The organism is Blastococcus sp. SYSU DS0539, assembly GCF_054050855.1.
Map to the genome: position 1 here is coordinate 31,948 of NZ_JBJHAF010000016.1, position 19,832 is coordinate 51,779.

General features: G+C 74.2%; 20 protein-coding genes. 14 read left to right on the plus strand and 6 right to left on the minus strand.

Annotated features, from left to right (window positions below):
• Window positions 1-4: 4 nt before the first annotated feature.
• Complete coding sequence (locus tag ACI790_RS17850; RefSeq protein ID WP_456571130.1) at window positions 5-1,678, minus strand: alkaline phosphatase D family protein; 1,674 nt, start codon at window positions 1,676-1,678, stop codon at window positions 5-7.
• Between the two features lie 81 nt (window positions 1,679-1,759).
• On the opposite strand from ACI790_RS17850, the gene ftsY reads away from it, so the two are divergent.
• Window positions 1,760-2,986 (plus strand): signal recognition particle-docking protein FtsY, encoded by a 1,227-nt coding sequence (ftsY, locus tag ACI790_RS17855; protein WP_456571131.1) that lies wholly within the window; start codon window positions 1,760-1,762, stop codon window positions 2,984-2,986.
• 2 nt (window positions 2,987-2,988) lie between these two features.
• Here the strand turns inward: ftsY and ACI790_RS17860 are convergent, their stop codons facing one another.
• Genes ACI790_RS17860 through ACI790_RS17875 form a run of 4 tightly spaced genes read right to left on the minus strand, consistent with a single transcriptional unit; the run spans window position 2,989 to window position 5,522 of the window.
• On the minus strand, window positions 2,989-3,732 hold the full coding sequence (locus ACI790_RS17860) for an energy-coupling factor ABC transporter ATP-binding protein (protein WP_456571132.1): 744 nt from the start codon (window positions 3,730-3,732) through the stop codon (window positions 2,989-2,991).
• On the minus strand, window positions 3,729-4,511 hold the full coding sequence (gene cbiQ, locus ACI790_RS17865) for a cobalt ECF transporter T component CbiQ (protein WP_456571133.1): 783 nt from the start codon (window positions 4,509-4,511) through the stop codon (window positions 3,729-3,731). The genes ACI790_RS17860 and cbiQ overlap by 4 nt, the downstream gene beginning before the upstream one ends.
• Before the next feature lies 1 nt (window position 4,512).
• The gene (locus ACI790_RS17870; RefSeq protein WP_456571134.1) at window positions 4,513-4,824 is read right to left on the minus strand and encodes a PDGLE domain-containing protein; all 312 of its coding nucleotides are present in this window, start codon (window positions 4,822-4,824) and stop codon (window positions 4,513-4,515) included.
• Entirely contained in the window at window positions 4,821-5,522 is a 702-nt protein-coding gene (locus ACI790_RS17875; protein WP_456571135.1) for an energy-coupling factor ABC transporter permease, read from the minus strand. The genes ACI790_RS17870 and ACI790_RS17875 overlap by 4 nt, the downstream gene beginning before the upstream one ends.
• 255 nt (window positions 5,523-5,777) lie before the next feature.
• On the opposite strand from ACI790_RS17875, the gene ACI790_RS17880 reads away from it, so the two are divergent.
• From ACI790_RS17880 to ACI790_RS17905, 6 genes are all read left to right on the plus strand, one after another.
• Window positions 5,778-7,100, plus strand: a complete 1,323-nt coding sequence (locus tag ACI790_RS17880; protein ID WP_456571136.1) for an ammonium transporter — start codon at window positions 5,778-5,780, stop codon at window positions 7,098-7,100.
• Window positions 7,097-7,435 (plus strand): P-II family nitrogen regulator, encoded by a 339-nt coding sequence (locus tag ACI790_RS17885; protein WP_456571137.1) that lies wholly within the window; start codon window positions 7,097-7,099, stop codon window positions 7,433-7,435. Before ACI790_RS17880 ends, ACI790_RS17885 begins: the two co-directional genes overlap by 4 nt.
• Before the next feature lie 121 nt (window positions 7,436-7,556).
• Complete coding sequence (locus ACI790_RS17890) at window positions 7,557-9,926, plus strand: [protein-PII] uridylyltransferase (protein WP_456571138.1); 2,370 nt, start codon at window positions 7,557-7,559, stop codon at window positions 9,924-9,926.
• Between the two features lie 83 nt (window positions 9,927-10,009).
• Window positions 10,010-10,201 (plus strand): hypothetical protein, encoded by a 192-nt coding sequence (locus ACI790_RS17895; RefSeq protein ID WP_456571139.1) that lies wholly within the window; start codon window positions 10,010-10,012, stop codon window positions 10,199-10,201.
• 78 nt (window positions 10,202-10,279) lie between these two features.
• Window positions 10,280-11,857, plus strand: a complete 1,578-nt coding sequence (gene ffh, locus ACI790_RS17900) for a signal recognition particle protein (RefSeq protein WP_456571140.1) — start codon at window positions 10,280-10,282, stop codon at window positions 11,855-11,857.
• The gene (locus tag ACI790_RS17905; protein WP_456571141.1) at window positions 11,854-12,942 is read left to right on the plus strand and encodes an amidohydrolase family protein; all 1,089 of its coding nucleotides are present in this window, start codon (window positions 11,854-11,856) and stop codon (window positions 12,940-12,942) included. Before ffh ends, ACI790_RS17905 begins: the two co-directional genes overlap by 4 nt.
• On the opposite strand, the gene ACI790_RS17910 is transcribed toward ACI790_RS17905, so the two are convergent.
• The gene (locus ACI790_RS17910; protein ID WP_456571142.1) at window positions 12,935-14,323 is read right to left on the minus strand and encodes an LCP family protein; all 1,389 of its coding nucleotides are present in this window, start codon (window positions 14,321-14,323) and stop codon (window positions 12,935-12,937) included. The genes ACI790_RS17905 and ACI790_RS17910 overlap by 8 nt on opposite strands.
• Window positions 14,324-14,661: 338 nt before the next feature.
• On the opposite strand from ACI790_RS17910, the gene ACI790_RS17915 reads away from it, so the two are divergent.
• The 7 genes from ACI790_RS17915 to rplS all read left to right on the plus strand — a co-directional run bounded on the left by ACI790_RS17915 (window position 14,662) and on the right by rplS (window position 19,803).
• Window positions 14,662-16,410: a proline--tRNA ligase gene (locus tag ACI790_RS17915; protein ID WP_456571143.1), complete on the plus strand. Its 1,749-nt coding sequence runs from the start codon at window positions 14,662-14,664 to the stop codon at window positions 16,408-16,410.
• Between the two features lie 301 nt (window positions 16,411-16,711).
• Window positions 16,712-17,188, plus strand: a complete 477-nt coding sequence (gene rpsP, locus ACI790_RS17920) for a 30S ribosomal protein S16 (protein ID WP_456571144.1) — start codon at window positions 16,712-16,714, stop codon at window positions 17,186-17,188.
• Between the two features lie 3 nt (window positions 17,189-17,191).
• A complete protein-coding gene (locus ACI790_RS17925) occupies window positions 17,192-17,428 on the plus strand; it encodes an RNA-binding protein (protein WP_113799223.1) in 237 nt (78 codons plus the stop codon).
• 25 nt (window positions 17,429-17,453) lie between these two features.
• Window positions 17,454-17,999: a ribosome maturation factor RimM gene (gene rimM / locus ACI790_RS17930; RefSeq protein ID WP_456571145.1), complete on the plus strand. Its 546-nt coding sequence runs from the start codon at window positions 17,454-17,456 to the stop codon at window positions 17,997-17,999.
• Between the two features lie 49 nt (window positions 18,000-18,048).
• On the plus strand, window positions 18,049-18,792 hold the full coding sequence (gene trmD, locus ACI790_RS17935) for a tRNA (guanosine(37)-N1)-methyltransferase TrmD (protein ID WP_456571146.1): 744 nt from the start codon (window positions 18,049-18,051) through the stop codon (window positions 18,790-18,792).
• A complete protein-coding gene (locus ACI790_RS17940) occupies window positions 18,785-19,300 on the plus strand; it encodes an NUDIX hydrolase (RefSeq protein ID WP_456571147.1) in 516 nt (171 codons plus the stop codon). The genes trmD and ACI790_RS17940 overlap by 8 nt, the downstream gene beginning before the upstream one ends.
• Window positions 19,301-19,446: 146 nt before the next feature.
• Complete coding sequence (gene rplS, locus ACI790_RS17945) at window positions 19,447-19,803, plus strand: 50S ribosomal protein L19 (protein WP_091933693.1); 357 nt, start codon at window positions 19,447-19,449, stop codon at window positions 19,801-19,803.
• The last annotated feature ends 29 nt before the right edge of the window (window positions 19,804-19,832 follow it).

The window sequence follows — 19,832 nt, forward strand, 5'->3', positions numbered from 1 at the left end:
CCTGTCACCCGTCGGACAGCGGCTCGTCGAGCACCTGCCGCAGGTGCTCGTCGCCCCGCTCCGACACCGACAGCAGGAACCGGGCCTCCCGGCCGCTGAGCACCAGCTCACCGATCTGGTTGCCGAAGTAGGGCCCGGCCTTCTTGTCCCACTCCAGGCCGGTGGGCTCGGCCTTGACCAGCCGCGCCAGGCGTTCGGTCCACCGGCGCGCCGCCCGGCTCCAGCCGATCTTGAAGCCGACGCGGATGGGATGCGGCGCCTGGTTGTGCAGCGGGGAGACGGTGAGCTGGTGCACCCGCGACCGGAGTCCCCCGGGACGCACCAGTTCGGCGGCGTAGGCGTGGTGGACGTCGCCGGAGAGCACCAGCGCCGTGGCGGGAGCCCGGCCGTGCTCGCCCCGGGCGACCGCGGTCAGCGCCGCGCCCAGCCGCTCGAAGGAGTGCCCGAAGGCCGACCAGTGCTCCAGGTCGGCGGCCTGCCGGATCGCCTCGGCGATCCGGCCGCGCCAGCGGCCGTGGTGCCGCACGTTGAGCGTCTCGTTCCACCGCTCCAGGTAGTGGATCGCGTGCGGCAGCAGCCAGGGCAGCGAGGTGCCGACGACCAGGTGCTCCACGCCCTCGTCCACGGCGCGGCGCATCGCCGCCTCCACCCAGGCGAACTCGTCCTCGTCGAGCATCCGGCGGTGCTGCTCCTCCAGCACCCGGCCGGCCCGGCTGTCGACCATGATCAGCCGGACGTCGCCCCAGTGCCGCACGAAGCTCCACCGGATCGTCGCCGGTTCCGCGTCGGCCAGCTCGGCCATCTCGCGCAGCAGGGGCTCGGCGTCCCGGGTCGGGTCGTCGGCGCTGATGCCCTGGACCGCCTGCCAGGTCTTGTTCTCCGCCAGCTCCTGCGGGCTGAGGTTGCCCAGGTGCTGGTAGATCCAGTAGCTGATCAGGCCGCCGGTGATCCGCCCGCGCCACCAGGGCTCCTGCGAGGCCGTGGCCCGCCAGGCCGCCGAGGTGTTCCAGTCGTCGATCATCTCGTGGTCGTCGAAGATCATCGACGACGGGATCGTCGACAGCAGCCACCGCACCTGGGGGTCCTGCCAGGACTCGTAGTAGAGCCGGGTGTACTCCTCGAAGTCCGCGACCTGGTCGTCCATGGCCCGGCGCTCGGCGCTGCGGTCGCGCCGGCGGTGCAGCAGCGACTTCGTGTGCGTGCTCAGTTCGTCGGCGTACACCTGATCGCCGAGGAGGACCAGCGCGTCGGGCCACCGGTCCTCCGGCAGGGCCGCCACCTGCTTGGCGTAGAGGTCCAGGGCGTCCGGGGGGATGCCCTCGGACGCCTCGACGGTGTGCGGGCTGGCGTAGCGGCAGGAGCCGAAGGCCAGCCGGAACGCACCGGGGCCACCCGGCGTCCGGATCCGGCTCGCCGGGAACGCCGACTCCTCGGGCGGCCACACCCGGACGTCGTCGAGCCGGACCTCGTACGGCGTGGTGCTACCGGGCTCGAGGTCCTCCACGACGACCAGCGCGTAGTGGTGGCCGCTGACGCAGAACGTGCGTGCGCTGCGGCCGAGCACGTCGACGGTGCACGGCCGGTCGGTCTCGACCCACACCGTGGCGGAGACCGGGTCGACGTGCCGCAGCAGGGGGCCGAGCAGGAGCTCGGGGGACGACCGGTCGGGGACGGACATGCCCACAGCCTGGCCCATGAACCTGTATCCCGCCGCAGTGTCCGCTGGAAGGCCGTCTGCGCGGGCTGGGAGACTCGGCCCATGGAATTCGTGCTGATCGCGATCGCGATCCTGGTCGTCGCACTGATCCTCGGCGTCAGCCTCCTCGTCGGCCGCGGCCGGCGGACCACGCGCCTCGACGACGACGCCGTCAGCGGCACGACCCTCACCCGGCCGCGACCGCCGGCGCCACCGGTCGACCAGCCGCGGCCGACCGGCGCCACGGCCTCCGGGTTGGGCCTCCCGACCGCCGACCAGCCCGACGCGGTCGTGCCCGATGCGCCGCCGGCCGTCGAGCTGCCCCCGGCCGAGCCCGAGCCGGGGCTGGTCTTCGACACCCCGCTGCCCTCGGCCGGCCGGCTGGTGCGGCTGCGCTCGCGGCTGGCCCGCTCGCAGTCCTCGCTGGGCCGCGGCCTGCTCACCGTCCTGGCCCGCGAGAAGCTGACCGAGGACGACTGGGAGGAGGTCGAGGAGACCCTGCTCGCCGCCGACGTCGGCGTCGCCGCCACCACCCAGATCGTGGAGCGACTGCGCACCCAGTCGATGGTGCTGGCGACCGCGTCCGGTGCGGACCTGCGCGAGCTGCTGGTGCGCGAGCTGACGGCCGTGCTCGGCCCGGACCTCGACCGCTCGCTGGGCACCGCCCGCTCCGAGGGACGCCCCGGCGTGGTGCTGGTCGTCGGGGTGAACGGCGCCGGCAAGACCACCACCGTCGGCAAGCTCGCCCGCGTGCTGGTCGGTGACGGCAAGAGCGTCCTGCTCGGCGCCGCCGACACCTTCCGCGCCGCGGCCGCCGACCAGCTGGAGACCTGGGGCGAGCGGGTGGGCGTGCTGACCGTCCGCGGCCGGGAGGGCGGCGACCCCGCCGCCGTCGCGTTCGAGGCGGTGCGCACCGGCGTCGAGGCGGAGGTCGACACCGTCGTCGTCGACACCGCCGGGCGGCTGCACACCAAGTCCGGGCTGATGGACGAGCTGGGCAAGGTCAAGCGCGTCGTGGAGAAGCAGGCGCCGGTCACCGAGGTGCTCCTGGTGCTGGACGCGACCACGGGGCAGAACGGCGTCGTCCAGGCGCGGGTGTTCACCGAGGCGGTGACCGTCACCGGCGTGGTGCTGACCAAGCTCGACGGCACCGCCAAGGGCGGCATCGTGGTCCGCGTCCAGCAGGAGCTGGGCATCCCGGTCAAGCTCATCGGGCTGGGGGAGGGCCCTGACGACCTGGCGCCCTTCGAGCCGAGGGCGTTCGCCGAGGGGCTCGTCGGGGAGGTGTGAGCTCAGCCGGCCGGCGAGAAGCCGTAGGGCAGCTCCAGCCGGTGGGCGGCCAGCAGCGGGGCGTCGGTGAGCAGCTCGGGCGTCGGCCCGTCGGCGACCACGGTGCCGCCGTCGAGGATCACCGACCGCGGGCACAGCTGGGCGGCGTAGGGGAGGTCGTGGGTGACCATCAGCAGGGTGACCGGGAGGTCGGCCAGCACCTCCGCGAGCTCCCGGCGGCCGGCCGGGTCCAGGTTCGAGGACGGCTCGTCGAGGACGACGATCTCCGGCTGCATGGCCAGCACCGTGGCGACCGCGACGCGGCGGCGCTGCCCGAAGGAGAGGTGGTGCGGAGGGCGGTCCGCGGCGTCGGCCATGCGGACCTGCTCCAGCGCCGCGGCCACGCGGGCGGCGACCTCCGGCTCGGGCAGGCCGAGGTTGCGCGGGCCGAAGGCGACGTCCTCGCCGACGGTCGGCATGAACAGCTGGTCGTCGGGATCCTGGAACACCACGCCGACACGGCGGCGGATCTCCTGCAAGGAGCGCTTCTCCACCGGCAGCCCGGCGACGGTCACCCGTCCGCGGCCGGCCCGGAGGATGCCGTTGAGGTGCAGCACCAGCGTCGTCTTGCCCGCGCCGTTGGGGCCCAGCAGCGCGACCCGCTCGCCGCGCTCCACGCGCAGGTCCACGCCGAACAGCGCCTGGTGCCCGTCCGGGTAGGCGAAGGCGAGGTCCTCGACCAGGAGGGACGGCGGGGGCGCGGTCACCCCAGCAGCATCCCCGCCAGCAGCACCGCCGCCGCCACCAGGGGCAGGCTGAGGGCGACCGCCCACTCCCGCGCGCCCAGCGGGACCACCGGGCCGGTGGGCATGCTGCCGCGGTAGCCGCGGCTGAGCATCGCCAGGTGCACCCGCTCGCCGCGCTCGTAGGACCGGACGAACAGGGCGCCGGCGGTGGCGCCGAGCACCCGCAGGCCGCGCAGGCCGCCGCCGGTGAAGCCGCGGGACTCCCGGGCCACCCGCATCCGGTGCAGCTCGCCGCCCACGACGTCGGCGTAGCGGATCATGAACATCAGGATCTGCACGAGCACCTGCGGCAGCCGCAGCCGCTCGAGGCCGCGCAGCAGCGCGCGCGGCTCCGTCGTCGCCGCGAGGACGGTGGCGGCCAGGATCGACAGCGTCGCCTTGGCCAGCAGCCCGCCGCTGGCGGCCAGGCCGGTCCGGGAGAGGGACAGCCCGAGCACCTCGACCTGCGGCCCCCCGGCCACGAACGGCAGCAGGACGGCGAAGGCGACGAAGGGCACCTCCACGACCAGGCCCCGCACCAGCCGGCCCGGACCGACGCCGGCCACGGCCGCGACGGTGAGCACGGCGAGCAGGTAGCCGGCGTAGGCGGCCGGTGCCCACGGGGCGTGCACCGGGGTGGCGACGACGACCACGGCGAAGGACAGCACCGACACCAGCTTGGCGTGCGGCGCCAGCCGGTGGACCGCGGTGCTGCCCGGGAGGTAGCGGGCCGTCAGCGTGCCCCCGTGCGCCGCCCCCACGTCAGGTGCGGTCGGCGGGGGTGCCGCGCCGGCGGAGGACGAGGGTCAGCCCGCCGGCCAGGGCGAGGGTGATCACCACGCCGATGACGCCCGCGGCCCCCGCGGAGAGGCGGCTCTCCTCGCCGTCGACCAGGTAGTCGGCCAGCGGGGAGCCGGCGGTCGCGCTGTCGGCCGCGCTGTGCGCGAACCCGGCCTGCTCGGCGGCGTGCTCCAGCCCGTCGGGGGAGGAGCTGGCGTACCAGCTCAGCACCCCCGCGACGAGCAGCGCGGCGACGACGCCGGCGATCCAGAGGGTGCGTCCGCGGCGGGTCACCGGGCCACCTCGGCGACCGTGGTGGGCCGGCCGGCCAGCACGGTCGCCGTCCGCAGCCGGGCCGCGCCGTGCACCAGATCGGGGCGCACCGCCAGAACGGCGCCGACGACGGCGACGGTGATGGCCGCCTCGCCCAGGCCGATGAGCAGGTGCACGCCGGTCATGGCCGCGGCGACCGTGCCGAGCGGGACGTCCACCGTGCTGCCGACGGCGAACAGGCCCACGAACGCCAGCGCCGCCACCGGCACGGAGAGGAAGGCCGCGACTCCGGTGGCGGCCAGCACCCCGGCGCGGGTCCGGGGGAACACCGCCGCCAGGGCGCGGAAGACCCCGTAGCCGACGACGACGGCGACCAGCGCCAGCAGCGTCACGTTGGTGCCCAGGGCGGTGAGACCGCCGTCCGCGAACAGCACGGCCTGCACGAGCAGCACGACGGTCATGCAGAGGATCGCCGTCCACGGGCCGACGAGCACCGCGGTCAGCACGCCGCCGATCAGGTGGCCGCTGGTGCCGGCCGCGACCGGGAAGTTGACCATCTGGGCGGCGAAGACGAAGGCCGCGGTGAGCCCGGCCAGCGGCGCGGTGCGGTCGTCGAGCTCGGCGCGCGACCGGCGGAGGGCCAGGGCCACCGTGCCGGCGGCCAGCGCGCCGGTGGCCACGGAGGTGGGGACGTCGAGGAAGCCATCGGGGACGTGCACGTCACCGACCTTATTGCACACAGTTTGCAACTAGCGACCCGCCGGCGTCCGCCCGGGGCCCGATCCGGGCGCCGCAACATGCCCGCAACGCAGCGGCCGGACACGCGCTGCGGAGTTCACGACCCGGAAACGCGATGCCGACGTCGCCGGAAACAACGGCCCGGCACGGTGAACGCCGCATCGCCCCTCCCCGCACCGACGGCGGGGTGCCACCGATACGGCCGCCCGGCCGACGACCCGACACAGGAGGTTGCCGTGCTCGACACCGGCAATACCGCCTGGATCCTCATCAGTGCGTCGCTCGTGCTGCTGATGACCCCAGGCCTGGCACTGTTCTACGGCGGCATGGTCCGCGCGAAGAGCGTCCTCAACATGATGATGATGAGCTTCGGGGCCCTGGCGCTGATCAGCGTGCTCTGGGTGCTCTGGGGCTACTCGATGGCCTTCGGGGACGACATCGGTGGGGGCCTCCTCGGCAGCCCCTTCGAGTTCTTCGGGCTCGCCGGCCTGATGGAGGACACCGACGCGGCGCTCCCGAGCATGGCCTTCGTCGGCTTCCAGTCCGCCTTCGCCATCCTCACCGTGGCGCTGATCTCCGGTGCGATCGCCGACCGTGCCAAGTTCGGTGCGTGGATGGTCTTCGCCGGCATCTGGGCGACCGTCGTCTACTTCCCGGTGGCGCACTGGGTCTTCGCCTTCGACGGCGACGACGTGGTCGGCGGCTGGATCGCCAACGACCTGGCCGCGATCGACTTCGCCGGCGGCACCGCGGTGCACATCAACGCCGGTGCGGCGGGCCTGGCCCTCGCGCTGGTGCTGGGCAAGCGGCGCGGCTTCGGCCGTGAGGCGATGCGCCCGCACAACCTGCCGCTGGTCATGATCGGCGCCGGGCTGCTGTGGTTCGGCTGGTTCGGCTTCAACGCCGGCTCCGCGCTGGCCGCCGACAACACCGCCTCGGTGGTCTGGGTGAACACGCTGGTGGCCACCGCCGCGGCGATCCTGGGCTGGCTCGTGGTGGAGAAGCTCCGCGACGGTCACTCGACGTCGCTCGGTGCAGCCTCCGGTGTCGTCGCCGGTCTGGTGGCCATCACGCCGGCCTGCTCGGCGGTCTCGCCGATCGGCGCGATCGTCATCGGCGTGATCGCCGGCGCCCTGTGCGCCCTCGCCGTGGGCCTGAAGTACAAGCTGGGCTACGACGACTCGCTCGACGTCGTCGGCGTCCACCTGGTCGGCGGCCTGTGGGGCACCATCGCCATCGGCTTCCTCGCCGATCCGGACGCCCCCGCGGGAGTGGAGAGCCTGTTCTTCGGCGGCAGCGTCGACCAGCTCTGGCGCCAGGTCGTGGGGGCGGTGGCCGTCCTGGCCTTCTCCTTCGTCCTTACGCTGGTCATCGGGTTCCTTATCCAGAAGACGATGGGCTTCCGCCTCACCGAGGACGACGAGGTCACCGGCATCGACACCGTCGTGCACGCCGAGTCGGGCTACGACCTCGCCTCCCTGGGCAGCAGCGGTTCCACCGCTCCGCTGGCCGGCCAGGCACGTGCCGAGGCCCGCAACAACGAGAGGACGCCGGCATGAAGCTGGTCACCGCGATCGTCAAGCCGTTCAAGCTCGACGACGTCAAGAACGCACTCGAGCTGATCGGCGTCGCCGGGCTCACCGTCAGCGAGGTCCAGGGCTTCGGCCGCCAGCGGGGGCACACCGAGGTCTACCGCGGGGCGGAGTACCAGGTCGACTTCGTGCCGAAGGTCCGCATCGAGGTGGTCGTCAGCGAGCTCGACGCCGCCCGCGTCGTGGACGCCGTCGTCGAGTCCGCCTCGACCGGCCAGATCGGTGACGGGAAGGTGTGGGTCACCACGATCGACGAGATCGTCCGGGTCCGCACCGGGGAGCGCGGCGACGACGCGCTCTGACCCGGGCTGACCGGAGCACTCCGCGCGTAGCGCACCCGTCGGCCGGGGTGGTGGGGTGGGTGGGAGCCCACCGCACCGCCCCGGCCGACGCCTTTCACCAGGGCCGTACCGAGGGGGAGTCGTGCTGGACACGGAGGCGTTGCCGGGGCTCGGCCGCACGGAGCGGGTCGAGGCCCTGGAGGGGTGGCTGACCGGGCTGCTGGACGACGCCGTCGCCGGCACCCCGCCGCCGCGGTCGCGCCGCGGGGGGCCGCCGCCCCGGTCGGGCACCGACGGGCTGGCCCTGGTCGCCGTCGGCAGCCTCGGCCGCCGGGAGCTCCCGCCGCACGGCGACCTCGACCTGGTGCTGGTGCACGACGACCGGCCGGAGATCGCCGCCGTCGCCGACGCCCTCTGGTACCCGGTCTGGGACGCCGGCCTGCGCCTGGACCACTCGGTCCGGTCGGTGGCGGAGGCGGTCACCGTCGCCTCCACCGACGCCAAGGCCGGGCTCGGCCTGCTCGACGCCCGGCTGGTGGCCGGGGACGCCGAGCTGGCCGCCCGGCTGCGGACGGCGACCCTGGCCAGCTGGCGGCAGCACGCCTCCCGGCTGATGCCCCAGCTGCGCGACCTGCGCCGCGAGCGGGCCCGCCGGCTGGGGGAGCTGGCCTTCCTGCTCGAGCCCGACCTCAAGGAGGCCTACGGCGGGCTGCGCGAGGGCCAGGTGCTCCGGGCGGCCGCCGCCGCCCAGCTCGTCGACGAGCCCACCGCGGAGGCCGAGCAGGCGTACGCGTTCCTGCTGGACGTGCGCGACGAGCTGCGCCGCCGGTCCGGCCGGGCCTCGGACGTCCTGGTGCGCCAGGAGCAGCGCGCGATCGCCGCGAGCCTGGGGCTGGCCGACGAGGACGTCCTGCTGCGTGAGGTCAGCCTGGCCGGACGGCGGCTGGCCTTCGTCGCCGACGAGACGTGGCGGCGGGTGGAGGCCGCGCTGGTCCGCCGGCCGCGCGGCCGGTACCGCCGGGTGCGCCGCGAGCCGCTGGCCGAGGGCGTCGTCCGGCAGGGCGACGAGGTCGTGCTCGCCCGCGACGCCCGCCCGGCCGCCGACCCCGGGCTCGTGCTCCGGGCCGCGGCCGCCGCGGCCCGCGCGGACCTGCTGCTGTCCCCGTACACCCTCAAGGTGCTCGCGGTGCACAGCCCGCCGCTGCCCGAGCCGTGGCCCCCGGAGGCGCGCTGGTCGTTCCTGCGGGTCCTGGCCAGCGGCCGATCGGCGGTCCCGGTGCTGGAGCAGCTGGACCAGGAGGGGTTGCTGTCGCGGCTGCTGCCCGAGTGGGACCGGGTCCGGTCGCTGCCGCAGCGGCACCCGTGGCACCGGTTCACCGTCGACCGCCACCTGATCGAGGCCGCGGCCGCGGCGAGCGAGCTGACCCGCGACGTCGACCGGCCCGACCTGCTGCTGGTCGCGGCCCTGCTGCACGACATCGGGAAGGGCTGGCCGGGCGACCACAGCGTGGTCGGTGAGCCGATCGCCGCCGGGATCGGCGCCCGCATGGGCTTCTCCGCGCCCGACGTCGCCATGCTCGGCACGCTGGTGCGCCACCACCTGCTGCTGCCCGCGACGGCGACCCGGCGCGACATCGACGACCCCGCGACCATCGAACGCGTGGCGGCCACCATCGGGCACGACGCCACGGTGCTGCAGCTGCTGCACGCCCTGGCGCAGGCCGACGGCGCGGCCACCAGCGCGTCGGCGTGGTCGCCGTGGAAGGCGCACCTGGTCGCGGCGCTGGTCGCCCGGGTGCAGGGCGAGCTCGGCGGACCGCAGCTGGCCGAGCCGGACCCGGTGCTGCACCCCACCTCGGCGCAGGTCACCGCGCCGGCGCCGGACATCCCCGGGGTCACCCGGGCGGTGACCGTGGGGATCGAGGAGGTGGCCGACGGGCAGCAGGTGACCATCGGCGCCCCCGACCGGCCGGGGCTGCTCAGCACCTGCGCCGGGGTGCTCGCGCTCAACCAACTCGACGTGCGCGCGGCGAAGATGACGGTGGCCGACGGCTACGGCACCGGGGTGTTCGCGGTGCGGCCCCGGTTCGGCCGCGCGCCGGTGCCGGAGATCCTGGCCGACGGCGTCCGCGCGGCGCTGGAGGGGACGCTGTCGCTGCCCGAGCGGCTGCGCCAGCGGGAGGCCGACTACCGGGAGGAGACGCGGTCGGCCCCGCCCCGCATCTCCTGGCACAACCACGAGGTGAGCGGCCGGGCGACCGGGATCGTCGAGGTGCGGGCGGGGGACCGGGCGGGGCTGCTGTACCGGCTCACCGCGGCGATCGCGGGGGAGGGGCTGGACGTCACCTCGGCCCGCATCGAGACCCTCGGCGGCGACGCGGTCGACTGCTTCTACGTCGCCAACTCCTCCGGCTCGCCGGTGGGCCCGGAGCAGCGGGAGCGGGTGGACGCGGCCCTGGTGGCCGCCACGCGCGGCCCCGCGCTGGCGGTGGGTCCCGACACGCCGTCCTGAGGTCCGCGGTTCTGTCGGTGGTGCGTGCGACCGTCGGGAGCGGATCGGGACGGACCGGTCCCACCTGCCGAGAGGAGCGCGCCGTGGACAGCCGCCAGTGGCCCTGCCCGTCCTGCGGGGACGACCGGGACTTCGTGCAGCCGCCGTGCGTCGACGGCCACACCGAGGACGGCGGCGAGTGCCCGGAGTGGGCCTGCGCCGACTGCGGCGCCGCGCTGGTCAGCGGGGACGCGGCCGTGACGCCCCTCGACGCGCGGGTAGCCCGCGCGGCCTGACCGCCTCCGGCCGTCCCTCGATACGCTGGGTCCCAGGTGGCGCGGCGAGCCCGCGCCCGTGACTGCTGAGGACGTGCTGTGTTCGAGACCCTTTCCGACCGCCTCGACAAGGTCTTCACCGGCCTGCGGGGCAAGGGTCGGCTCTCCGACGCCGACATCGACGCGACCGCGCGCGAGATCCGCATCGCGCTGCTGGAGGCCGACGTCGCGCTGCCGGCGGTGCGGGCCTTCATCTCCGCGGTCAAGGAGCGCGCCCGCGGCGCGGAGGTCTCCCAGGCGCTGAACCCGGCGCAGCAGGTCATCAAGATCGTCAACGAGGAGCTCGTCCAGATCCTCGGTGGCGAGACCCGCCGCATCCGGCTGGCCAAGCAGTCGCCGACGGTGATCATGCTGGCCGGTCTGCAGGGTGCCGGTAAGACCACGCTCGCGGGCAAGCTCGGCCGCTGGCTGAAGTCGCAGGGGCACACCCCGCTGCTCGTGGCCGCCGACCTGCAGCGCCCGAACGCGGTCAACCAGCTGTCGATCGTGGCCGGTCAGGCCGGGGTCGACGTCTACGCCCCCGAGCCGGGCAACGGCGTCGGCGACCCGGTGCAGGTGGCCCGCGACTCGATCGAGCACGCCCGCCGCACGATGCACGACGTCGTCGTCGTCGACACCGCCGGCCGGCTGGGCATCGACGCCGAGCTGATGCAGCAGGCCGCGGACATCCGCGACGTCGTCCGGCCCGACGAGACGCTGTTCGTCGTCGACGCGATGATCGGTCAGGACGCGGTCACGACCGCCCAGGCGTTCCAGGAGGGCGTCGGCTTCACCGGCGTCGTCCTCACCAAGCTCGACGGCGACGCCCGCGGTGGTGCCGCGCTGTCGGTCCGGTACGTGACCGGCCAGCCGATCATGTTCGCCTCGACCGGCGAGAAGCTCACCGACTTCGACGTCTTCCACCCCGAGCGGATGGCCTCGCGCATCCTCGGGATGGGCGACGTGCTGACCCTCATCGAGCAGGCCGAGCAGGCCTTCGACGCCGACCAGGCGGAGAAGATGGCCGGCAAGCTCACCTCACGGGAGGGGTTCACCCTCGAGGACTTCCTCGAGCAGATGATGGCCATCCGCAAGATGGGGCCGATCGCGAACCTGCTCGGCATGCTCCCCGGCGCGGGCCAGATGAAGGAACAGCTGGCGCAGGTGAACGACCGGGATCTCGACCGCACCGCGGCGATCATCCGGTCGATGACCCCGCAGGAGCGGGTCGACTCGAAGATCATCAACGCCTCGCGGCGGGTGCGCATCGCCAACGGTTCCGGGGTGACGGTCACCGAGGTGAACGCGCTGCTGGAGCGGTTCGCCCAGGCGCAGAAGATGATGGGCCAGATGGCCGGCAGCATGGGCCTGCCCGGCATGGGCCCCATGTCGAAGAAGGCCCGCGGCCGGCAGATGCAGGCGCAGTCGAAGAAGGGCAAGGGGAAGAAGGGCAAGGGCAAGGGTGGCCCGGCCCGGCGGCCGGTGGGCGCGCCCGGCCTCCCGCCCGGCGCCGGCTTCCCGGGCGGCCCGAACCCCTTCGGCGGCGCCGGGATGCCGGGCCTGCCCCCGGGGCAGGGGCTGCCCGACCTCACCAAGCTGAACTTCGACCAGTTCAAGGACGAGCGGCCCGGCCGGTGAGCGCGCTGCCCCCGCTCCACCTGTCCGGTGTGGTGCTGCCCGAGGCGGAGCACCGCGACGTCTGGGTGCGCGACGGCCGGTTCACCTTCGAACCGGTGCCGGGCGCGGAGACGGTCAGCCGGGGCGGCTGGCTGCTCCCCGGGCTGGTCGACGCGCACTGCCACGTGGGCATCGCCCGCGGCGGTGGGCACGTCGAGGACATCGCCTCCGCGCGCACCCAGGCGCTCACCGAGCGGGACGCCGGGGTGCTGGCCCTGCGGGACTGCGGTTCACCGGTCGACACCCGCGAGCTGGACGACGACCCCGAGCTGCCGACGATCATCCGGGCCGGGCGGCACATCGCCCGCACCCGCCGGTACATCCCCGGGCTCGGTGTCGAGATCGAGCCGGAGGACCTCGTCGAGCAGACCCGGATCCAGGCCCGTCGCGGCGACGGCTGGGTGAAGCTGGTCGGCGACTGGATCGACCGCTCGGTCGGCGACCTGGCGCCCGAGTGGCCGGCCGACGTGCTCGCGGCCGCCATCGCGGCCGCGCACGAGGAGGGGGCGCGCGTCACCGCGCACACCTTCGGCACCGACGCGCTGCCGGGCCTGATCGAGGCCGGCATCGACTGCATCGAGCACGGCACCGGGCTGACCGAGGACCTGATCGGCGAGATGGCCCGCCGGGGCACCGCCGTCGTCCCGACGCTGGTGAACGTGGAGAACTTCCCGGGCTTCGCGGCCGCGGGGGAGAAGAAGTTCCCGACGTACGCCAGCACGATGCGGCGGCTGTACGCGAACTCCGGTGCGGTCGTGCGGGCGGCCTACGAGGCGGGGGTGCCGGTGTTCGCCGGCACCGACGCCGGCGGCGGCATCGACCACGGGGTGATCGCCGACGAGATCCGCGCGCTGTGCCGGGCCGGGATACCCGCCGAGGCGGCGCTGGCCGCGGGCTCCTGGCGAGCCCGCGAGTGGCTGGGGCTGCGCGGGATCGAGGAGGGGGCGACGGCCGACGTCGTCGTCTACGAGACCGATCCACGCGCCGACCTCGACTCGTTGCAGCGACCGCAACGAACGATCCTCCGCGGCCGCCTCGTCAGTTGATGCAGCCGGTGTCGGCGGCGGTGCGGGCCTCCTCGCCCTCCTCCGCTGCCGCCGGCGGCTGGGGGTCGGTGGCCTCGCCGATGCCGTTGAAGTCCGCGCCGAGGACGAGCTGCACGGTGCCCGGCGTCGCGTCGTCGACCGCGGTGGTGACGGCGCCGGGGACGGCGGCGGCGACCGAGGCGGCGAGGGCCTCGTCGCCCGCGGCGTGCCGGATCTCGGTCTGCCCGTAGTCGGCGGAGTCCGCGTTGCCCGTGGACACCACCGTGAAGCCGTCCGCTTCCAGGTCCGCCTGGGCCTCCGCGGCCAGCCCGCTCGTCCCGGAGCCGTTGAAGACGGCCACGGAGACCTCGGAGGGGTCGGCCGCCGTGGGTGGGGCGGCGTCCTCCGGTGCGGCTTCCTCGGGCGCGGCCGACAGCTCCGCGAAGAACCGGCGCAGGGTGTCGGTGTCCTCGAGCCGGACGATGGAGGCGCTGCCCTCCCGGTCGATCCCGAGATTCGGCACGGTCTGGAACTCGATGCTGCCCGTGGTGACCGACTGCATCTGCTCGGCGAGCTGGAGCAGGTCCAGGTCCTCGTCCACGGTGAGCGACTCCGCGGCGGCCTGGACCAGCTCGCGCTGCTTGGCCAGGTCGAGCAGCACGTCCTCGGAGAGCATCTTGCGCAGCACGCCGGCGATGAAGACCTGCTGGCGGACGATCCGGTCGAAGTCGCCCCCGGGCAGCCCGTGCCGCTGGCGGACGAACTTCAGCGCGTCGGCGCCGCTGATCGTCTGCGGGCCGGCCGGGAAGAACGCGCCGGACCACTCGCGGTCGTCGACGGCCTCGCACAGGTTCACCTCGACGCCGCCCACGACCGAGCTGAGCTCGAAGAAGCCGAGCAGGTCGACCTCGGCGTAGTGGTCGATGTGCAGCCCGGTGAGCCGGCTGATGGTCCGGACCAGCAGCTGGGCCCCGGCGGCCTGGCGGGCGGCCTCGTCGCCGCCCTCGGCGTCGGCGTAGCCGTAGGCGTAGGCGGCGTTGAGCTTGTCCGGGCCGTAGCCGGGGATCTCGACCCACGAGTCGCGCGGGAAGGAGACGAACGACGCCCGGGACCCGTCGGCGGGCACGTGCACCAGGATCATCGTGTCGGTGTTGACCCCGGAGTCGGTGCCGGCGTTGAACTCCGCCAGCTGCTCGTCGGTCAGGCTGCTGCGGCTGTCGTTGCCGACCAGCAGCAGGTTCATCGCCTCACCGGCGTCCCCGCTGTCCTCGTTGCCGTCGGCGGGGATGGCGTCGGTCCGGTTCACCGTCGCGTCGGCCACCTGGCCGAGGTACCAGCCCCAGCCCGAGCCGGCGAGCAGCAGCACCGACAGGACGCCGGCGACGAGCCGGCTCGCGACCACGAGGCGTCGGCGGCGGTCCCGCGGTCGCGGCCCGGCGGCGGTCGCACCGGCGCGGGGGCGGGGCGGAACGCCGGCCCGCGGGTCGAGGCGCGGGGGGAGCGGTCGGCTTCGGCCCTGCTGGTCGCGGTCTCGGCCCACGGTTCCTCGCTTCCGGGGTCGGCCCCGCGGCGGGGATGTCGACGCGGCTCGGACCTCCCGCATCCTAGCCGCGCCGCGCCCGCCCGCAGGGCCGGTGGCGCAGCGGTCCGCTCCTTCCCCGGGGGTGGCCGTCGTGCTCCACGGCGGGCCGGGCGGACGTGTCGGGAAACCGGTTCCGCCCGCCTGGGAGACTCCTCGGCGTGCTGTTGCGGATGTCCTCCCTGTTCCTGCGGACCCTTCGGGAAGACCCGGCCGACGCCGAGGTCCCGAGCCACCGCCTGCTCGTGCGCGCCGGCTACATCCGGCGGGCCGCTCCCGGCGGGTTCAGCTGGTTGCCGCTGGGCTTCCGCGTCTTCCGCAACGTCGAGCGCATCGTCCGCGAGGAGATGGACGCGATGGGCGCGCAGGAGGTGCACTTCCCCTCGCTGCTGCCCAAGGAGCCCTACGAGGCCACCGGCCGCTGGACCGAGTACGGCGACAACCTGTTCCGGCTCACGGACCGCCGCGGCGTCGACCACCTGCTCGGGCCCACGCACGAGGAGATGTTCACGCTCCTGGTGAAGGACCTGTACTCGTCGTACAAGGACCTGCCGCTGTCGCTCTACCAGATCCAGACCAAGTTCCGGGACGAGGCGCGTCCTCGTGCCGGGCTGCTGCGCGGCCGCGAGTTCACGATGAAGGACAGCTACTCCTTCGACGTCGACGACGCCGGCCTGGACAGGTCCTACGCCGCGCACCGCGACGCCTACATCCGCATCTTCGACCGGCTCGGCCTCGAGTACGCCATCGTCTCGGCGATGTCCGGCGCCATGGGTGGGTCGAGGAGCGAGGAGTTCCTGCACCCGACGGCGATCGGCGAGGACACCTTCGTCCGCTCGCCCGGCGGCTACGCGGCCAACGTCGAGGCGGTCACCACCGTCGTCCCCGACGAGATCCCGCTCGAGGGGCTGCCGGAGGCGCACGTCGAGGACACCCCCGACACCCCGACCATCGAGACGCTGGTCGCCGTCGCCCAGGAGATGTTCCCCGAGGCCGGCTACACCGCCGCCTCGACGCTGAAGAACGTCGTCGTCACCCTGGTGCACCCCGACGGCACCCGCGAGCCGCTGGTCATCGGCATCCCCGGCAACCGCGACGTCGACGCGAAGCGCCTGGAGGCGCAGGTCGCGCCGGCCGAGGTCGAGCCGTTCACCGAGTTCGACGAGCACCCGGCGCTGGTCAAGGGCTACATCGGCCCGCAGGTGCTCGGCAGCGAGAGCGAGTCGAAGATCCGGTACCTGGTCGACCCGCGCGTGGTCAGCGGCACCCGCTGGATCACCGGGGCCAACGCGCCGGGCAAGCACGTGTTCGACCTCGTCGCCGGCCGGGACTTCGCCTGGGACGGCGTCATCGAAGCCGCCGAGGTCCTCGCCGGCGACCCCGCGCCCGACGGCTCCGGACCGTTGGAGCTCGCCCGCGGCGTGGAGATGGGACACATCTTCCAGCTGGGCCGCAAGTACGCCGAGGCGCTGGACCTCAAGGTGCTCGACGAGAGCGGCAAGCTGGTCACCGTCACGATGGGCTCCTACGGCATCGGCGTCTCCCGCGCGGTGGCCGCGATCGCCGAGTCCACCCACGACGAGCTCGGCCTGGTCTGGCCCCGCGAGGTCGCCCCGGCCGACGTGCACGTCGTCGCCACCGGCAAGGACCCGGCGATCTTCGCGGCCGCCGAGACGCTGGCCGCGGAGCTGGTCGACGCCGGGCTGACCGTGCTCTACGACGACCGGCCGAAGGTGAGCCCGGGGGTGAAGTTCAAGGACGCCGAGCTGCTGGGCATGCCGACGATCGTCACCGTCGGCCGCGGCCTCGCCCAAGGCGTCCTGGAGCTGCGCGACCGGGCCACGGGCGAGCGCGAGGAGATCCCGGTCGACGGCGCGGGGGCCCGCGTGGTCGCCGCCGTCCGCGGCTGACCGGTGGGCCACGATCAGGTGACCTGATCCTGGCGCGTCCTCCCTCGTGGTCTGCGGTGGGGGAAGACGCTCCGCGGTGGGGGCGGACGACGTCCGGCGGGCTGCTCGCGGCGGGCGCGCTCACCCGGGCGGACCCGGCTGACTGCCTGCCCCGTCCGCGCGTCTGGCATCATGGAGTGTCGAACACGGCGGCAGCGGCCCTCTCACCACTGACGTCCGTGTCCCTGGCTCCGCCCCGGCGTACCCCCACACGTCGCTCCGGCGAGCAACCGAAACGCGTTCGAGGAGTACACCACCCACCGTGGCCACCAAGATCAAGCTCATGCGCCTGGGCAAGATGCGCGCGCCGTACTACCGCATCGTCGTCGCCGACGCCCGCACCAAGCGGGACGGCCGCTCGATCGAGACGATCGGCAAGTACCACCCGAAGGAGGAGCCGTCCTTCATCGAGGTCGACAGCGAGCGCGCGCAGTACTGGCTGGGTGTCGGCGCCCAGCCGACCGAGGCCGTCGCCGCCATCTTCCGGGTCACCGGTGACTGGCAGAAGTTCAAGGGCGAGGCCGCGCCGCCGCCCATGAAGGTCGCCGAGCCCAAGCCGGACAAGAAGGCCCTCTACGAGGCCGCCGTCCGCTCCGGCATGGACGAGCCGACCACGGACGCGACGACCGCCAAGAAGAAGGCGGCGCCGAAGAAGGCCGCCGAGGCTCCCGCCACCGAGGCCCCCGCCGCCGAGGCCCCCGCGGCCGACGCTGCTCCGGCCGAGACGCCGGCCGGGTAAGACGTGCTCGAAGAGGCGCTCGAGCACCTGGTCAAGGGCATCGTCGACAACCCCGACGACGTCACCGTCGACCTGCTCACCAACCGTCGCGGCAAGACCCTCGAGATCCGGGTGCACCCGGACGACCTCGGCAAGGTCATCGGCCGGGGCGGGCGCACCGCCAAGGCGCTGCGCCAGGTCATGACCGGCGTCGGCGGGCGGGGCCTCCGGGTCGACGTCGTCGACACCGACGGGCGCTGAGCACGAGCTCTTCGGGCACCAGCACGTGACACCGCAGAACGAACCCACCGACACCGTGGTGGTCGGCCGCATCGGCCGGCCCCACGGTGTCCGTGGTCTGGCCACCGTCGAGGTCCGCACCGACGACCCCGACCTCCGCTTCGCCCCCGGCGCGGTGCTGGCCACCGACCCGCCCGAGCGCGGCCCGCTGACCGTCGTCGACAAGCGGTGGCACAGCGGCACGCTGCTGCTGCAGCTCGCCGACGCCTCGGGCGCGGTCTACGACGTCCGCGAGGCCGTGGACGAGCTGCGCAACACCCTCCTGGTCGTCCCGATCGCGGAGCTGCCGGAGATCGAGGAACCCGACTCCTACTACGACCACCAGCTGGTCGGCCTGGCCGCCCGGCTGCCCGACGACTCGGTCCTCGGCGAGGTGACGGCGGTCCGCCACGAGGCGCAGGACCTGCTCGTCGTGCGGCGCGCGGAGGGCGGGGAGGCGCTGATCCCGTTCGTCTCCGCGATCGTGCCGACCGTCGACGTCGCCGGCGGTTTCCTGGTGGTGGACCCGCCCGAGGGGCTGCTCGACCTGTGAGCGGCGCTGTGACCGGCCGGCGCCGCCGGGCGGGAGCGAACCGGCGGGGATGCGCGTGACCTTCCGCATCGACGTCGTCACGATCTTCCCGGAGTACCTGGCGCCGCTGCGCCAGTCGCTGCTCGGCAAGGCCATCGAGCGCGGCCTGATCAGCGTCGGCGTGCACGACCTGCGCCAGTGGACCGACGACGTGCACCGCACCGTCGACGACGCCCCCTACGGCGGCGGCCCCGGCATGGTGATGAAGCCCGAGCCGTGGGGCCGCGCGCTGGACGCCGTCCGCCCACCCGGCACCCGGCTCGTCGTGCCGACCCCGGCCGGCCGGCCGTTCACCCAGCGGATGGCCGCCGAGTGGGCCACCGAGCCCGGGCTGGTCTTCGCCTGCGGCCGCTACGAGGGCATCGACCAGCGGGTCGCCGACTGGGCGGCCGACGCCGGGCCGGTCTCCGAGGTGTCGATCGGCGACTACGTGCTCGCCGGCGGGGAGTCCGCGGTGCTGGTGATGACCGAGGCCGTCACCCGGCTGATCCCCGGCGTCGTGGGCAACCGCGAGTCCGTCGAGTTCGACTCGCACGCCGACGGCCTGCTCGAGGGCCCCTCCTACACCCGGCCGGCCACGTGGCGGGGCCACGAGGTGCCCGGCGTGCTGCTCTCCGGCGACCACGCCGGCATCGCCCGCTGGCGGCGCGGGGAGTCGCTGCGCCGCACCGCGGCCCGCCGCCCCGACCTGCTCGCCGCGCTGCCCGACGACGCGCTCACCGACGCGGAGCGGGCGGCCCTCGCCGGTGAGTGAGCTCCGGACGGACGGGCGAGCGATCGTCCGGACGACGGCGCGCGTCGTCGTCCTCGACCCCGCCGGCCGGGTGCTGCTGATGGGCGCCCGGCTGCCCGACCCGTCGCTGCCGCCCGGCGAGGTGCTGTTCTGGTACACGCCCGGCGGGGGAGTGGAGGACGGCGAGACGCTGCGCGCGGCCGCCGTCCGCGAGCTCGCCGAGGAGATCGGGCTGCACGTCGGGACGGCCGCGCTGGAGGGGCCGGTCTGGCTGCGCCGGTACGTCGGGCCCTTCGGCGGCCAGGTGTACGACACCCGCGAGACGTACTTCGTGCTCCGCGACGTCGTCCACGACGTGGTGCCCGGGGCGCTCACCGAGCTGGAGCTGCTGGCCGACGAGCCGCACCGCTGGTGGTCGCCGGAGGAGCTCGCCACGAGTGCCGTGGACCTCGTGCCGGGGGATCTGCCCAGCCTGCTCGCCGAGCTGTCCGGCGGCCGGTGGACGGGGCCCCCGCGCGTCATCGCCTGAGGATGTGGCACAGTAGAGAGTCGCTGCTGACCGACGGCCGGGCTGTCGGGAGCTCCGCACCGGAGCCGCAGCACCCCGGAACGGACAGCCGGGGCGTTCCGCTGTCCGAACCGAGAACGAGCCACCTGAGACTGAGGACTGCCGAGATGAACACCCTGGACGCACTCGACGCCGACTCGCTGCGCGACGACATCCCCTCGTTCCGCCCGGGTGACACCGTCAAGGTGCACGTCCGCGTCATCGAGGGCAACCGCTCCCGCATCCAGGTCTTCCAGGGCGTCGTCATCCGCCGCCAGGGCGGTGGCATCCGCGAGACCTTCACCGTCCGCAAGGTCAGCTTCGGCGTCGGCGTGGAGCGCACCTTCCCGGTGCACACCCCGGTCGTCGAGAAGATCGAGGTGCTCACCCGCGGTGACGTGCGTCGCGCCAAGCTGTACTACCTCCGTGAGCTGCGCGGCAAGGCCGCCAAGATCAAGGAGAAGCGCGAGACGGTCGCGCGCTGACCTCTCCGCGAGGACACGCCTGACAGCCG

Coding starts and splice junctions, on each gene's coding strand:
- ftsY (WP_456571131.1), top strand. CDS start 1,760: ATGGAATTCGTGCTGATCGCGATCGCGATCCTGGTCGTCGCACTGATC.
- rplS (WP_091933693.1), top strand. CDS start 19,447: ATGAACACCCTGGACGCACTCGACGCCGACTCGCTGCGCGACGACATC.
- trmD (WP_456571146.1), top strand. CDS start 18,049: ATGCGCGTGACCTTCCGCATCGACGTCGTCACGATCTTCCCGGAGTAC.
- ACI790_RS17850 (WP_456571130.1), bottom strand. CDS start 1,678: ATGTCCGTCCCCGACCGGTCGTCCCCCGAGCTCCTGCTCGGCCCCCTG.
- ACI790_RS17885 (WP_456571137.1), top strand. CDS start 7,097: ATGAAGCTGGTCACCGCGATCGTCAAGCCGTTCAAGCTCGACGACGTC.